The 12,772-nt window shown below is 69.1% G+C and carries 13 protein-coding genes; 1 reads left to right on the top strand and 12 read right to left on the bottom strand.

What is annotated here, in order from left to right; translation table 11 throughout:
• Positions 1–13: 13 nt before the first annotated feature.
• From ABT297_RS11635 to ABT297_RS11580, 12 genes are all read right to left on the bottom strand, one after another.
• Entirely contained in the window at positions 14–448 is a 435-nt protein-coding gene (locus tag ABT297_RS11635; protein WP_350547734.1) for a MaoC family dehydratase, read from the bottom strand.
• A gap of 24 nt (positions 449–472) precedes the next feature.
• Complete coding sequence (locus tag ABT297_RS11630) at positions 473–985, bottom strand: FAS1-like dehydratase domain-containing protein (protein WP_350547732.1); 513 nt, start codon at positions 983–985, stop codon at positions 473–475.
• 14 nt (positions 986–999) lie between these two features.
• Positions 1,000–2,331, bottom strand: a complete 1,332-nt coding sequence (locus ABT297_RS11625; protein ID WP_350547730.1) for an ABC transporter substrate-binding protein — start codon at positions 2,329–2,331, stop codon at positions 1,000–1,002.
• Positions 2,332–2,436: 105 nt separating this feature from the next.
• Positions 2,437–3,528, bottom strand: a complete 1,092-nt coding sequence (locus ABT297_RS11620; RefSeq protein ID WP_350547728.1) for a branched-chain amino acid ABC transporter permease — start codon at positions 3,526–3,528, stop codon at positions 2,437–2,439.
• Positions 3,525–4,412, bottom strand: coding sequence for a branched-chain amino acid ABC transporter permease (locus tag ABT297_RS11615; protein WP_350547725.1), 888 nt, complete (start codon positions 4,410–4,412; stop codon positions 3,525–3,527). Before ABT297_RS11615 ends, ABT297_RS11620 begins: the two co-directional genes overlap by 4 nt.
• Before the next feature lie 2 nt (positions 4,413–4,414).
• Entirely contained in the window at positions 4,415–5,116 is a 702-nt protein-coding gene (locus tag ABT297_RS11610) for an ABC transporter ATP-binding protein (protein ID WP_502885554.1), read from the bottom strand.
• Positions 5,113–5,883 carry an ABC transporter ATP-binding protein gene (locus ABT297_RS11605; protein WP_350547723.1) on the bottom strand — a complete coding sequence of 257 codons (771 nt, stop codon included), beginning with the start codon at positions 5,881–5,883 and terminating at the stop codon, positions 5,113–5,115. Before ABT297_RS11605 ends, ABT297_RS11610 begins: the two co-directional genes overlap by 4 nt.
• Positions 5,884–6,019: 136 nt before the next feature.
• Entirely contained in the window at positions 6,020–7,291 is a 1,272-nt protein-coding gene (locus tag ABT297_RS11600; RefSeq protein ID WP_350547721.1) for a CaiB/BaiF CoA transferase family protein, read from the bottom strand.
• A 17-nt stretch (positions 7,292–7,308) separates the two neighbouring features.
• Positions 7,309–8,553, bottom strand: coding sequence for a CaiB/BaiF CoA transferase family protein (locus ABT297_RS11595; protein WP_350547718.1), 1,245 nt, complete (start codon positions 8,551–8,553; stop codon positions 7,309–7,311).
• Positions 8,550–9,692, bottom strand: coding sequence for an acyl-CoA dehydrogenase family protein (locus ABT297_RS11590; RefSeq protein WP_350547716.1), 1,143 nt, complete (start codon positions 9,690–9,692; stop codon positions 8,550–8,552). The genes ABT297_RS11595 and ABT297_RS11590 overlap by 4 nt, the downstream gene beginning before the upstream one ends.
• An 89-nt stretch (positions 9,693–9,781) precedes the next feature.
• A complete protein-coding gene (locus ABT297_RS11585; protein ID WP_350547713.1) occupies positions 9,782–10,960 on the bottom strand; it encodes an acyl-CoA dehydrogenase family protein in 1,179 nt (392 codons plus the stop codon).
• Between the two features lie 17 nt (positions 10,961–10,977).
• The gene (locus tag ABT297_RS11580) at positions 10,978–11,751 is read right to left on the bottom strand and encodes a VOC family protein (RefSeq protein ID WP_350547711.1); all 774 of its coding nucleotides are present in this window, start codon (positions 11,749–11,751) and stop codon (positions 10,978–10,980) included.
• Positions 11,752–12,042: 291 nt separating this feature from the next.
• Between ABT297_RS11580 and ABT297_RS11575 the strand changes: the two genes are divergently transcribed.
• Complete coding sequence (locus ABT297_RS11575) at positions 12,043–12,684, top strand: helix-turn-helix domain-containing protein (protein ID WP_350547709.1); 642 nt, start codon at positions 12,043–12,045, stop codon at positions 12,682–12,684.
• Positions 12,685–12,772: the final 88 nt, after the last annotated feature.

Here is a 12,772-nt window from a genome sequence, read left to right as displayed (position 1 = left end):
GACATCCCCTCCGTCAGGCCCGCCTGGGCAGCGCCACGGTGGCGGTGCCCGGCATCAGGATCTCGGTGTCGCCCTTCTCGCCCCGGATGGCGAGGTCGACCAGCGCCTGTCCGTCGACTTCGCGCTTGGCCGTCACCGTTCCGACGAACCGCAGCTCCTCGCCGGGAAACGCGCTCGCCCGGTTCTGGATCGAGTACCGCACCAGCCGGCCGTCCGCGCCGATCCAGTCGGTGATCGCGCGGGCGAGCAGCGCGGCCTGCAACGGGCCGTGCACCAGGATGTCGGGGTAGCCCTCGACACCCTTGGCCCAGCTCTGGTCGTAGTGGATTCGGTGACCGTTGTAGGTGGCCGCGCTGAAGAAGAACATCTGGGTCTGGTCCGCCACGATGGTGAGGGTGGGAATCTCGTCACCCTCTTTGACGTCTTCGAAGTAGATCTGCGGGATCATGGCTGCCTTTCAAGCATGAGGAGGCTACGGGCGGGCGATCATCGAGGCGTTGTTCTCGGCGACGACCGTGCCGTCCTGGCGGGTGTAGACGGTCGTCGAGGTCACCAGGACGAACGCCCCTGAGCGGCCCTTCTTCTCATGGATGTCGGTCACGGTGCGCACCGCCCTGATGACGTCGCCGTCGTAGATCGGCTCGTAGAAGGTCATGTCGTCACCGCCGGCCATCCGGCGCGGGCAGCGGGGCAGCGGGATGTCGCCGGAGCCCGTGCCGCCCGGGATGCCGTCGGGACGCAGCTGATCGAGGTCGGCCACGCCGAGCGTGACGTACTGGACGTAGAGCGGCGGCGCGATCACGTCCCGGTATCCGTGCGCCAGCGCGAAGTCGGCGTCGAAGTAGAGAGGGTTGCGGTCCTTGACGGCGGCCGCCCACCGCTGGAACTCCTTCTTGACGACAATGCCCTCCGCCTCGCTGGTCACCTTGCCGATGAAGGCGCGGGCGTCGTCGCCGACCAGGGGCTCCTCTTGTGACTGAGTCATGCTCGGTCTCGCTTTCACTGGTAGGACTTGAACTTGACCTGTCCATTGAGGTCGATCGTGTCGACGATGCTGAGCGTCTTGGTGTTGGCGTCCCACTTGCTGATCACCATGCCTTCGACCAGGTACGGGTCGTCGGGTCCGGTTTCGAGGGTCAGGCCGTCCATGAAGATGATGTCGTGGCGGTCCGGCTTGAAATTCCGGGCGACCGCCATGACATCCGCCCGCGTCACCGCCGTCGCCTTCTCGACGGTCTGGACGAACAGGGCCGCCTCGTTCCAGCCGCCGACGCCGGCGGACACCGGCAGCTTCACGTTGTTCTTCTGGAACACCGGCTCCACCCACTTGCGGAACAGCGCCACCTTGGGGTCGCCGGCCAGCTTCGGGTCGTCCACGTCGATGCTTGTGCCGGTCAGCAGGCCGTGCCCGGCGCCCGGGTTGAGGTGGGAGAGCTGGGAGACGCTGATCGGCGCGGTGAGGACCTGCGGCTTCCACTCCGGGTGGGCCGAGATCGTGTTGATGGACTGGAGCATCTGCGCGCCGAGCGCGATGACGATGACGACGTCCGCCTTCGTCGCGGCGAGGGTGGTGATCTGGCCCGACAGGTCGGCGTCGGTGGTCTCGAACGTCACCTCCTTGACGATCTTGACCTGGCTGCCGGCGATGCCGTCCTTGAACGAGCCGATCTCCGCGCGACCGTAGTCGTCGTGCTGCGACATGAACGCGACGGTCGCCTGCGGCATGTGCTGCTTGAGGTAGTTGGCGTACGTCAGTCCTTCACCGTGGTAGACCGCCACCGGACCGTTGATCGCCCAGGGATAGCTGGGGTCACCGAGCTCGGGTGCGCCCGCGGTGGCGAACATGTTGGGCACGCAGCCCTGGTTGACGATCGGCCGGATGGCCTGGTTGGCCGACGACCCGACGATGCCCAGCAGCGCGAACACCTTGTCGTCGTCGACCAGCTTCTGCACGTTCGCCTTGGTCGTGGCGACCTGGTACTGGTCGTCCTTGTAGACGACCTCGATCTTGCGCTGCTTGCCGTCGGCGCCGCGGACGCCGCCCTTGGCATTGATCATGTCGAAGTAGCCGAGCATGCCCCACAGAGCGACGCCGACGGTGGCGAACGGGCCACCGAGCGCGCCGCTGTAGCCGACCTTGATGCTCGTGTCCGTGACGCCGACCGTCGGCTGGTATCGGTTGCAGGTCTTGGTCAGGTATGCGGTCGCGTCCGAGCCCCCGGCGCCGCCGGTGTTTGCGTCGCGGGATACGGCGCCGTCGCCGCAGCCGCTCGCCACCAGTACCAGCAACGCGGCGGCGCACGCCAACCGCGATCTTCTTGCCGTAGTCATCTTCTCGGTCCTTCCGTCGCAGGACAACGCAAAGGGGAATTGGGTGTGGAAAGCCAGGCCGACGGCGGCGCCGTCGGGCCTCACGGTGTGCGTCGAATGATGTGGTTACCGGTCAGGCGGCGATGACGGCTCTCCGGCAGGGTCCGGCGCGGCTGCCGCCGTGCGGACCCGGGTCGGCGCCGGCGGGCCGGTGATCCGCCGGGCGACCTTGGCCAACAGCCCGCCGATGCCCTGTGGCAGCACCAGCAGGATCAGGATCAGGGCGGCGCCATAGATGAGGGGGGTCAGCAGCGGGCTGGCCCCGATCTCGCCGATGCCCTGCGGGGCGTACACGATGAACAGGGCGCCGAAGATCGGCCCGATCAGGGTGCCGGAGCCACCGATGGCCATGCCCACCAGCAGGTAGATGGCCAGCAGCACGGAGAAGTCGTGCGGGCTGACGAACTGGTTGGTGACGACGAACATCCAGCCGACGAGCCCGCACAGCGCGGCGCTCGCGCCGAAGACGAGGACCTTCGTCACGGCGACGTTGATGCCCACCGTGTGCGCCGCGATCTGGTGGTCGCGGACCGCGATGAGCGAGCGTCCGATGCGGCTGTCGATCACGTTGCGCACGACCACCCAGACGAGCACGAGGCCCGCCAGCAGCACCCAGTAGCCGAAGGCGACGTCAGTGATGCCCCACGACTCGGGCGCCGCGAGCGGGTTGACGTTCATGCCCGGGGTGCCACCGGTCTGCGCGGTGAACTTGACCGGCACCGTCGGGAAGATGATGGCGATCGACAGGGTGGTCAGCGCCAGCCGGATGCCGGTGATCCGCAGGGCCGGCAGGCCGGTCAGCACGCCGAGGACGAAGGAGAGCAGCACCGCCACCGGCAGCGCGGCCCAGTGCGACCAGCCCGCCTTCATCACCAGCAGGGCGGTGGCGTAGGCGGCGAGGCCGATGTAGGCGCTCTGCCCGATCGAGATCTGCCCGGCCAGGCCGGACAGCAGATTCAGGCTCATGATCGCGATCGCGATGTAGATGACCTGCTGGAGGTTGACCAGGCCGGATATCGAGACGCCGAATGGCAGGTAGGCGGCCACGATGAGCAGGGCGAGCCAGCCCGCCGGGATGGCCGCGCGGCGCAACAAGGGCCGTGCGCCTGAGGCCGCGTGCGAGGCGACTTCGAACTCTGATGCGGCGATGGCGTTCATACCCGTTCCACCTGTCGCTTTCCGAACAGTCCCTCGGGCTTGACGAGCAGGACGATGAGGATCGCCGCGAAGGCGACCGCGAGCTGGAGCTGCGTGCCGATGAAGGACACGTAGCCGCCGGCCAGCGCCTGGATCACGCCGATCAGCACGCCGCCGACCAGGGCGCCGACGTAGCTCTCCATGCCGCCGAGCACCGCGGCGGCCATCCCGTAGAGCAGCAGTGTCTGCATCATGTTGGTGCTCAGGAACAGGTCCGGCGCGACCATCGCACCGACCAGGGCGCCGAGCGCGGCCGAGAGTCCCCAGCCGAGCACCAGCATCCGTGACGGGTTGACACCGAGCAGCTGCGCCGACGTCGGGTTCATCGCCGCGCCGGTCATGGCCAGCCCGATCCGCGTCTTGGCGAACAGCACCCGCAGGGCGATGGCGACGAGGATGAGGACGATGATGGAGCCGACCTTGTGGTACGAGACGATGACGCCGCCGATGTTCCATCTGCCGACCGGGAACGGTGAGGCCAGGCGCTGCACGTCGAGGGTGAACAGGTAGCCGGCCAGCGCGTTGATGCCGAGGAACAGGCCCATCGTGACCATCGACTGGCGCAGGTGGTCGGCCTTCTCGAACGGCCGGATCACGAACCGCTCCAGCCCCGCGCCGAACGCGAAGCCGAAGAGCATCCCGCCGATGATCCCGACCACGATGGGCAGGCCGAGCCCGCCGCCGGCCAACTGCCAGACGATGAAGGTGCACAGCATGGCGATCTCGCCGGTGGCGAAGTTGAGCAGGCCGGTCGCGCGGTAGACCAGCACGAGCGCGAGTGCGATCGACCCATACAGGACGCCGCTCTGCAGCCCGTCGACGAGACGTTGGATGAAGAGGACCATCGTCAGCTCCCCAGGTAGGCGCGGCGGATGCCGTCGTTGTCGAGCAGCTCGTCGGCCCTGCCCGACAGGACGACGCTGCCGGACTCGAGCACGTAGCCACGACTCGCGATCTTCAACGACAGGTTCGCGTTCTGTTCGACGATCAGCATCGAGGTGCCGAACTGCTTGTTGATGTGCTCGATCTGGCCGAACAGGGCTGCCGTGACCATCGGGGCGAGGCCCATCGACGGCTCGTCCAGCAGCAGCATCTTGGGTCGGGCCATCAGCGCCCGGGCGACGGCGAGCATCTGCTGCTCGCCACCGCTGAGGCTGCCGGCCGACTGCTTGCGGCGCTCCGCCAGGATCGGGAACAGCTCGAACCAGACGTCGAACGCGTGCCGGTCCTTGACGACGTGCCCGCCCAGGCGCAGGTTGTCCTCCACCGAGAGGAACGGGAACGTGCCGCGGCCCTCGGGAATGTGGCCCAGCCCCAGTTTGGCGCGCACGTCGGGCCGGCTGCGGCTGATGTCGTTGCCGGCGAGCATCACCTTGCCCTTGCCGCCGATCATGCCGCTGAGGGCGCGCAGCGTCGTCGTCTTGCCGGCGCCGTTGGCGCCCAGCACGACCACGATCTCGCCCTCCTCGACGCGCAGGTCGAGCCCGTCGAGCACCGGGTTCGGGCCGTAGCCGGCCGACAGGCCGATGGCCTCCAACATGGTCGTCATGCCGCCACCCCCAGGTAGGCCTCGATGACCGCGGGGTTGTGTGAGACTTCGTCGGGTGTACCGGTGGCGAGCAACGTGCCGAGGTTGAGCACGACGACGGTGTCGGAGATCGACATCACCAGACCCATGTGGTGCTCGACCAGCACGATCGTCACGTCGAACGCCTCGCGCACCTGCACGATGCACTGGCCGAACTCGGCGACCAGCCCGTGGCTGAGCCCGGCCGCCGGCTCGTCGAGCAGCAGCAGCCGCGGCCTCGACATCAGTGCCCGGGCCAGCTCGACCCGCTTGAGGATGCCGAATGGCAGGCTCGCGGTCACCGAGTGTTCGTAGCGCTCGAGCTCGAGCCGCTCGAGGATGTCGAAGGCCTCCTCGCGCAGCCGGCGTTCCTTGCGCCGCTGGCCGAGCGCATGCGTGGCGCAGCCGACCAGGCCGGTGGTGTGCCGGTTGTAGCCGCCGAGCAGCACATTCTCCAGCACGGTCTGGCGCGGGAACAGCGCCAGGTTCTGGAAGGTGCGGCCGACGCCGAGCCGGGCGATGGCGTGCGGCCTCTTGTTCAGCACGTCGACGCCGTCGACCAGGATCCGGCCGGCCTGCGGCCGGTAGAGGCCGCCGATGCAGTTGAACAGGCTGCTCTTGCCGGCGCCGTTCGGCCCGACGACGGCGCACAGCCGGCCGCGCTCGACCTGGAAGCTGAGCCCGGCGAGGGCCCGCACGCCGCCGAAGCGCAGTTCGAGGTGCTGGACGTCCAGCATCGGGGTGCTCATGCCGAGACCTCCGCTTCGCTCCGGCAGCGGCATGAGCTACACCTGTGCCCATGATGAACGGCCCCAACGCCCGGTCTGGCTCGATGAGGCTTCGCGCTGATCGACCCAGACCAGGCGCCGCTACGCTCCGTGCCGCTCATGCCAGCTGCTCCTGGGTCACGAGCCGGCGCTCGACGAGGTCCTGGTACTGCTCGTCGCTGTAGCCGAGCAGTCCCTTGTAGACGTATTCGTTGTCCTCGCCGAACGCCGGCAGCGCACGCCCGAACGCGAGATCGAACCCGTCCGCCCGCCACGGGTGTCCGGGATATTTGTACGTGCCGACGGCGGGGTGCGAGCGCTCCTGGAACCAGTCGCGCGCCGCCAGGTGCGGATCGTCGAGCAGGCGTGTCTCGCTCATCACCTCGGTCGCCGGCACCCGCGCCGCCTGCAGCCGCGTAACGATGTCGTCCACCGGCCGGTCCGCGCACCACGCGGCGATCCCGTCGCGCAGCTTCCGCGAGTTCTCCTGCCGCTGCGCGCGCGTGCCGCCCAGGCTCAGCCAGTCGGCGTCGCCGACGACCTCGCCGAGCGCGGTCCAGTCGCGGTCGTCGCGAATGGAGATCACCACCCAGCGGTCGTCCTCGGCGGTCCGGTACGCGTCCTGGAGCAGGCTCGGGTCGGTGTTGCCCAGCACCGCGGGATTGCGATCGCGCATCTGGTAGTCGAGGAAGTACTCCCCGATGTCCTGCATGACGTTCTCCGCCTGCGCGAACTCGATCAGCCCGCCGCGGCCGGTGCGGTCGCGGTCCCAGAGCCCGGCCAGCACGGCGAACGCGAGCCCGGCCGGCGCGGCTTCGTCCATGTGGTAGTTCTCGCCGGCGCTGTCGGGGTCCTCGCCCTCGTACCCGTCCATGGCCGCGATGCCGACCAGCGAGTTGAAGTTCGGGCCGTAACCGAGGTAGTTGCTCATCGGCCCGGCCATGCCCATCGGTGGCATCCGCGCGACGATCAGCCGCGGGTTGAGCTCGAGCAGCGACTCGTGCCCGATGCCCAGCTTCTCCAGGACGCGGTTGGTGTTGTTCTCCACGAGCACGTCGCTGATCGCGATCAGCTTCAGGGCGGCCTCGTGACCCTCCGGCGTCTCCAGGTTCATGCAGGCGGCCAGCTTGTTGCGGGCGTGCCAGTTGAAGATCGCACTGCGGTCGTACGGCCGCGGCTCGGGGTCGCCGTCCGGGTAGGTGTTGCGGTGCCAGCCGGCGTGCTCCACCATGGCCCGCGTCGTCTTGGCCGAGGCCTGGCGGCTGAGCCGGTTGTTGCCCTCGATGCGGATGACCTCGGCGCCCAGATCTCCGAGCAGCGCGGTCGCGCCGGGCCCGGACCACACGACCGTCAGGTCGACGACCCGGATTCCCTCGAGCGGATACCTCATGTCAGCACCGTTCTCGTTCATGGCCGGGTCCCCCTTGACACGTCCTGGTGCGGGCTGGTGGCGCCGGTCGCACCGAGCTCCGCGGCGACCTCGTCGGTGTGCGCGCCGAGCGCGGGTGCGGTGTGCCGGAGCTGGAACCCGTCGCGCATCCGCCACGGTGCGCCGAGATAGTCCAGATCGCCGGCGACCGGGTGGCCGGCGGTCACGAAGGCGCCGCGCTGCCGGAAGTGCTGGTGCACGAACAGCTCGTCCATCTGGAGGAACGCCGTGCACGGGATGCGCGCGGCCTCCGCGACCTCCATGATCTCGATCTTCGGCCGCGCGGCGAACCAGGCGTGGAGGTACGCCATGAAGTCGTCCCAGTCGTCCCAGTCGTCCCCGAGGCGGGGGCGGTCCAGGAATCGCCGCTGGAACGCCTCGTCGCCGGCGCCGATGAGGCGGACCAGACGGTTCCAGAACTCCTGGTTGGTGATGTAGATCATCACGAACCCGTCGGCCGCCCGGAACGGCCCGGTGAAGGTCGCCGAGCCGCGGTGCGCGCTGCGGACGCCGCGCGGGGCGTCGATGCCCGAGTACGCCGTCGACAACAGGTACGACGCGCGCCGGTCGGCGCTGGACAGGAGCACCTCCTGCCCCGACACGTCGATCGTGGAACCCTTGCCCGTGCGCCGCGCGTGGTAGAGACCGGCCAGCGCCGCCTCGCCGGCCGTACGACCGATCGTGTACTGCTCCAGCAGGCCGGGCTTGCGCTGCGGCGCGCGGTGTGCGTCGCCAGTGGCGTTCATCGGTCCGCCGGCGGCCTGGAGGACGATGCCGGTCGCCTCGCGGTCGCGGTACGGACCGGACTGCCCGAACGCCGAGATCCGGGTGATCACGAGCTTGGGGTTGACCCGGTGCAGGACGTCCGGGCCCAGGCCGAGCTTCTCGAGGTGGCCGGGGCGGAATGACTCGACGACCGCGTCGGACCGGGCGATCAGCCTGAGGACGAGGTCGCGCCCGGCGGCGCTGCGCAGGTCGGCGGCGACCGACCGCTTGTTGGTGTTCAGGTGCAGGAACAGCGGGTTCGCCTCGGGTTCGGGCCGGTCGTCGGGCGTCGGCACCCAGCGGCGGGTGTGGCTGCCGTCGCCCGGCTTCTCGATCTTGATGACGTCGCCGCCGAAGTCGGCGAACAGCTTGGTCGCGTACTCGCCCGCGACCCACCGGGACAGGTCGACGACGCGCAGGCCGGTGAACACCTGCCGCCGTTCATCGTGTCCGCTCATCTCGCCAGGCCCAGCTCTCGCTGCAGCCAGCCGGCGGCGATGTCGGCGGTACCACCCTTGATCTCGGTGACCTTGGCGCGCTCGGACCACAGGTGCAGGTCCGTCTCGCGGACGTAGCCCATGCCGCCGTGCAACTGGTGCGCGTTGAGGGTGGTCCACTTGTACGCCTCGCTGGCGTGCATCTTCGCGATGGCCACCGCCCGCCGGGCGAGGTCGCCCCGCCCGAGCCACCACACCGCCTGGGCGGCCGCCAGGCGTGCGCCCTCGATCGCGATGCGCATGTTGGCGACGTGGTGCTGCGCGGCCTGGAAGCTGGCGATCGGCCGGTTGAACTGCTCACGCACCTTGACGTAATCGACGGTGCGCTCCAGCACCGCGGTCGCGCCGCCGACCATCTCCATGCACTGGAGGGCGACGAACGCGTTGGACGCCCAGGCAAGGTCGTCGCCGCGGAGCCCGTCGCCGTCCGGGCCGGCGAGCACCTCGGCATCCGTGGCGAGGTAGTCCCGCAGTTCCAGCCGCGTCTGCTTGTCGCCGGCGAAGGTGTGCAGCGGGGTCGCCTCGACGCCAGGCCGGGCAGGGTCGAGCAGGACGCCGATGACGCGGCTCGGTTCCGGGAAGGCCGCCGTCCGCGCCGTGACGAGGATCGTGCCGCCGGTGCTGCCGTTGCCGACGAACATCAGCGTCCCGCTCAGCGACCATCCGCCCCCGGTGCGCTCAGCCGTCAGCCTCGGCCGCAGGTCGCCGGCGTCCGAGGGGTTGCTGATCGCCGCTGTGCCCCGCAGCTCGCCACCGACCACGCGGGGCAGCAGTTCGGCGCGCTGTTCCTCGCTCGCCAGCCGCTGCACGGCCACCGCGAACAACAGCGTGTCGTAGACAGCGGTGGGGCACAGCGCCCGGCCCGCCTCCGCGAAGACCAGACCGAGCTCGAACAGCCCGGCGTCCTCGCCGCCGTACCGCCCGTCCACGGCGATCCCGAAGACGCCCGCCTTGGCGAGCGTGCCCCACAGCTCGGCCGGGATGCCGTCGGAGTCGGGTTCCTTCATGCGCCGCACCAGTGCGGGCCGGCACGCGTCGGCGAACAGGTGCCGGAGCATCGTCGAGAGTTCCTGCTGTTCCTCGGTGAGTGTCAGTCGCATGCGTCATGCCTTTCGAACGGTCCGAGGGGTGTTGGCCGGGTCAGCGCCCGTGGGAGAGCGTTCGGGCGTGAGCGCGAACGCCATGGCGGCTACCGCCCATAACCGGGCATGCCGTGACCGCGCTGCGCGATGACGTCGCGCAAGACCTCGTTGGCGCCGCCGCCGAAGCGCAGCAGGGGTGCGCTGCGGTAGAGCTTCTCGAAGCCGCCGCCCGGGACGGCGTGCGGGTCGCCACGGTCGAGCACGCCGGACATGCCGAGCATCGTCGTGCCGAGATCCGCGATCCGCTGCCGCAGCTCGCTCGAGAAGATCTTCTCCGCCGTGACGGCGACGGTGGGGATCTGACCGGTCTCGAGCAGGGACGCGGCCTCGAGTCCCATCAGGACGGCGACGTCGACGTCGGCCTCGAGCTGGGCGATCCGGCGGCGGACGTCGGGCTGGTCCATCGGGCGGGTACCGTCCGGCAGGACCAGCCGCGCGGCCTCGATGACCTCGTCGACCGCGCGGCGCAGGTCGCCGGCGTTGGTGAGCGCGCCGCGTTCGAGGTCCAGCGCGCCGGTGATGTACTGCCAGCCGCGGTTGGGCTCACCGATCAGGTTGGTCCGGGGAACCCGCACATCGGTGAAGAACGCTTCGTTGGTGCGGAAGTCGTCCCAGGTGATGATCGGACGCACCTCGATGCCGGGCGTGTCGATCGGCACCATGATGACCGAGATGCCGCGGTGCCTGGGGGCGTCTGGGTCGGTGCGCACACACAGCCACTCGTGGGTGGCCATGTGGGCCATGCTGTTCCAGATCTTCTGGCCGTTGATCACCCACTCGTCGCCGTCGAGCTCGGCGCGGGTCTTGAGGCTCGCGAGGTCGGTGCCGGCGTTGGGCTCCGAGTAGCCGACGGCACAGGTGATCTCGCCGCGCGCGATGGGCGGCAGCCACTCCTCCTTGTTGTGCTCCGTGCCGTACCGCATGATCATCGGCGCGACGGAGGTGACCGTCAGGTCCGGCCCGGGCGCACCCCAGTACTCGAACTCGTTGACGAGAATGTGCTGGTAGATGGGGCCTAGGCCGAGGCCGCCGTACTCCTTGGGCCAGTTGAGTCCGAACCAGCCCTTCTCGCCGACCTTGCGGCGGAAGTCGCGCAGCAGCTCGTTGTCGGACTCGTAGCCGCGTTCCTTGCGCAGCCGGAGCAGCTCCGGCGTGAAGTTCTCGGCGAGGAAGGACCGCACCTGCTCTCGCCATGCCCGTTGCTGGTCGTCCAGTTCGAATTCCATCGCGTCTCCTGTGCGGCTCAAACGGAGTTGAAGAGCAAACTCAGGCCGAGGGCGGGCACGACCTGGGTCTTGGACCAGCCCATGCCGACGGGGGTGAGGGCGAGGTCGGGCGGTGCGGTCGCGTCGAAGCCGATGGACCGCACGCCCAGCGGAAGTGGTGGTTCGCTGCCGCGATCGGGGCCCAGGAGCAGGAGATCCGCTCCCGACGGCCAGCGCAGCCGGACCATGTCGTCGGTGACGACCACGCGCTCACCGTGCAGCACCTCGCAGAACAGCCGCGCGGCCCACTCGGTGTCGCTGACTCGGACGATGATGTGGGAGATCGCGGACGGCTCATCGCCGGACTCCGCCCGCGGGCAGTCGACGAGGAGATCCGGGGGCAGGGACTTGGTCGGGTCGCCGTCGCCCTGTGCGACCTGGATGAGCACGCCGAGGCCGGTGTCGCGGGGGTGCAGGAAGCCTTCCCGCCACCCCGGGTTCTCGAGTGACACCAGCACCGGCGCGACACCGAACCTCTCGGCATCCCGCAGGACGGCCCGGATGTCGGTGGTCTTGAAGGTGATGTGATGTGGACGGTTGGTCCCCGCGGCGAGGAATTTGGTGACGAACGAGCTGCCCCGCTCCGGCGGGGCGAGCAGCTCGATGCGGGTGTCGTTGCCGTATCCGACCTGACATGGGTTGAACGCGGGGGTACGGATGCCGTACCTCCACCGGCCCCGCAGCGCGCCCACGAGCACGTCCGTCGCATCCGACCAGGAGGCGACCGCGACGGCCAGGTGGTCGAGGACCACCGTCCCGGACGCGGACCTCGCGGCTACTGGATTGGTTTGACCACTTCGTTGGTGAGATCGGGCCATCCTGCTCAAAGCTCCTCCAGTGTCTCGAAGGGCGAGCATGTATCTACTGAGACGACAGTCTGTCAGGCTTCAATTGGTTGATGACCATAGAACTCACTAGACAGAGTGTCAATAAGTTCAGGGAGTTTGCGATCAGAGTGAGGCCCGCGCCGCACGGGGCTCCCCGACGGGCCACCGGGGGTACATGATGTGGACCCGACCACTGTCGACCAAAGGAGGACTTCGATGTCCGAGGCACCCGAAGCGCCGGCCGGACGACCCGGCGACGACGAGTCGCTGCTCGTCTCGCCGCAGCTCTTCGCGAGCGAGATGACCCGGTTGGGCCGGGTGCTGCGCGCCGCCCGGGGCGACCGGTTCAGCCTCGAATCGCTGGCCGAACGATCCGGCGTCAGCGCGGGGCTGCTGAGTCAGATCGAGCGCGGGATCGGCAACCCGTCGTTCCAGACGTTGCTGCGGGTCGCCAAGGCTCTCGGGGTCTCCCTCGCCGAACTGCTCGACTCCACGATGTCCGCGCAGGCCCGCGACGAGTACGTGGTCCGCCGCCATGAGCGGCGCACCATGGCGTGGCCGCTCGAGCAGATCTCGTTCGAGCTGCTCACCCCGCGCGGGCAGCGGGAGCTCAACGTCCTGCGATCGGTGCTGCCGCCGCGCTCGAAGGCGTACGGCTTCTACGACCCCAAGTACTACAAGGGCACCGCCTGCCTGTACGTCCAGCGCGAGACGGTCTCCGTCGAGATGACCGACGGCAGCCGGGTGTTGCGCGCCGGCGACACGCTGACCAGCCGCAGCGAGCTGATCGTCAGCGTTGGCAACCCCGGCAGGGTGCCGGCCGAGCTGATCACGATCACCGCGCCCGGGGGGCTGTAGTCGGTCGAGACGACAAGACCACTCGATTGACATCGCGACAACCCCATGCTTCGATTAATTGAAGGTGGTACCCGCCGACCCGCCGACT

The sequence above is a fragment of the Dactylosporangium sp. NPDC000555 genome (assembly GCF_040300025.1).
In the GTDB taxonomy this organism is placed as follows: Bacteria; Actinomycetota; Actinomycetes; order Mycobacteriales; family Micromonosporaceae; genus Dactylosporangium.
Note: the sequence above shows the minus strand (reverse complement) of the source record. Positions and strands in the feature narration are given on the sequence as shown.

What these genes read in the sequence shown, in the direction of transcription:
- ABT297_RS11635 (WP_350547734.1), bottom strand. Translation starts at nt 448, where the DNA reads ATGATCCCGCAGATCTACTTCGAAGACGTCAAAGAGGGTGACGAGATT.
- ABT297_RS11630 (WP_350547732.1), bottom strand. Translation starts at nt 985, where the DNA reads ATGACTCAGTCACAAGAGGAGCCCCTGGTCGGCGACGACGCCCGCGCC.
- ABT297_RS11625 (WP_350547730.1), bottom strand. Translation starts at nt 2,331, where the DNA reads ATGACTACGGCAAGAAGATCGCGGTTGGCGTGCGCCGCCGCGTTGCTG.
- ABT297_RS11620 (WP_350547728.1), bottom strand. Translation starts at nt 3,528, where the DNA reads ATGAACGCCATCGCCGCATCAGAGTTCGAAGTCGCCTCGCACGCGGCC.
- ABT297_RS11615 (WP_350547725.1), bottom strand. Translation starts at nt 4,412, where the DNA reads ATGGTCCTCTTCATCCAACGTCTCGTCGACGGGCTGCAGAGCGGCGTC.
- ABT297_RS11610 (WP_502885554.1), bottom strand. Translation starts at nt 5,116, where the DNA reads ATGACGACCATGTTGGAGGCCATCGGCCTGTCGGCCGGCTACGGCCCG.
- ABT297_RS11605 (WP_350547723.1), bottom strand. Translation starts at nt 5,883, where the DNA reads ATGAGCACCCCGATGCTGGACGTCCAGCACCTCGAACTGCGCTTCGGC.
- ABT297_RS11600 (WP_350547721.1), bottom strand. Translation starts at nt 7,291, where the DNA reads ATGAGGTATCCGCTCGAGGGAATCCGGGTCGTCGACCTGACGGTCGTG.
- ABT297_RS11595 (WP_350547718.1), bottom strand. Translation starts at nt 8,553, where the DNA reads ATGAGCGGACACGATGAACGGCGGCAGGTGTTCACCGGCCTGCGCGTC.
- ABT297_RS11590 (WP_350547716.1), bottom strand. Translation starts at nt 9,692, where the DNA reads ATGCGACTGACACTCACCGAGGAACAGCAGGAACTCTCGACGATGCTC.
- ABT297_RS11585 (WP_350547713.1), bottom strand. Translation starts at nt 10,960, where the DNA reads ATGGAATTCGAACTGGACGACCAGCAACGGGCATGGCGAGAGCAGGTG.
- ABT297_RS11575 (WP_350547709.1), top strand. Translation starts at nt 12,043, where the DNA reads ATGTCCGAGGCACCCGAAGCGCCGGCCGGACGACCCGGCGACGACGAG.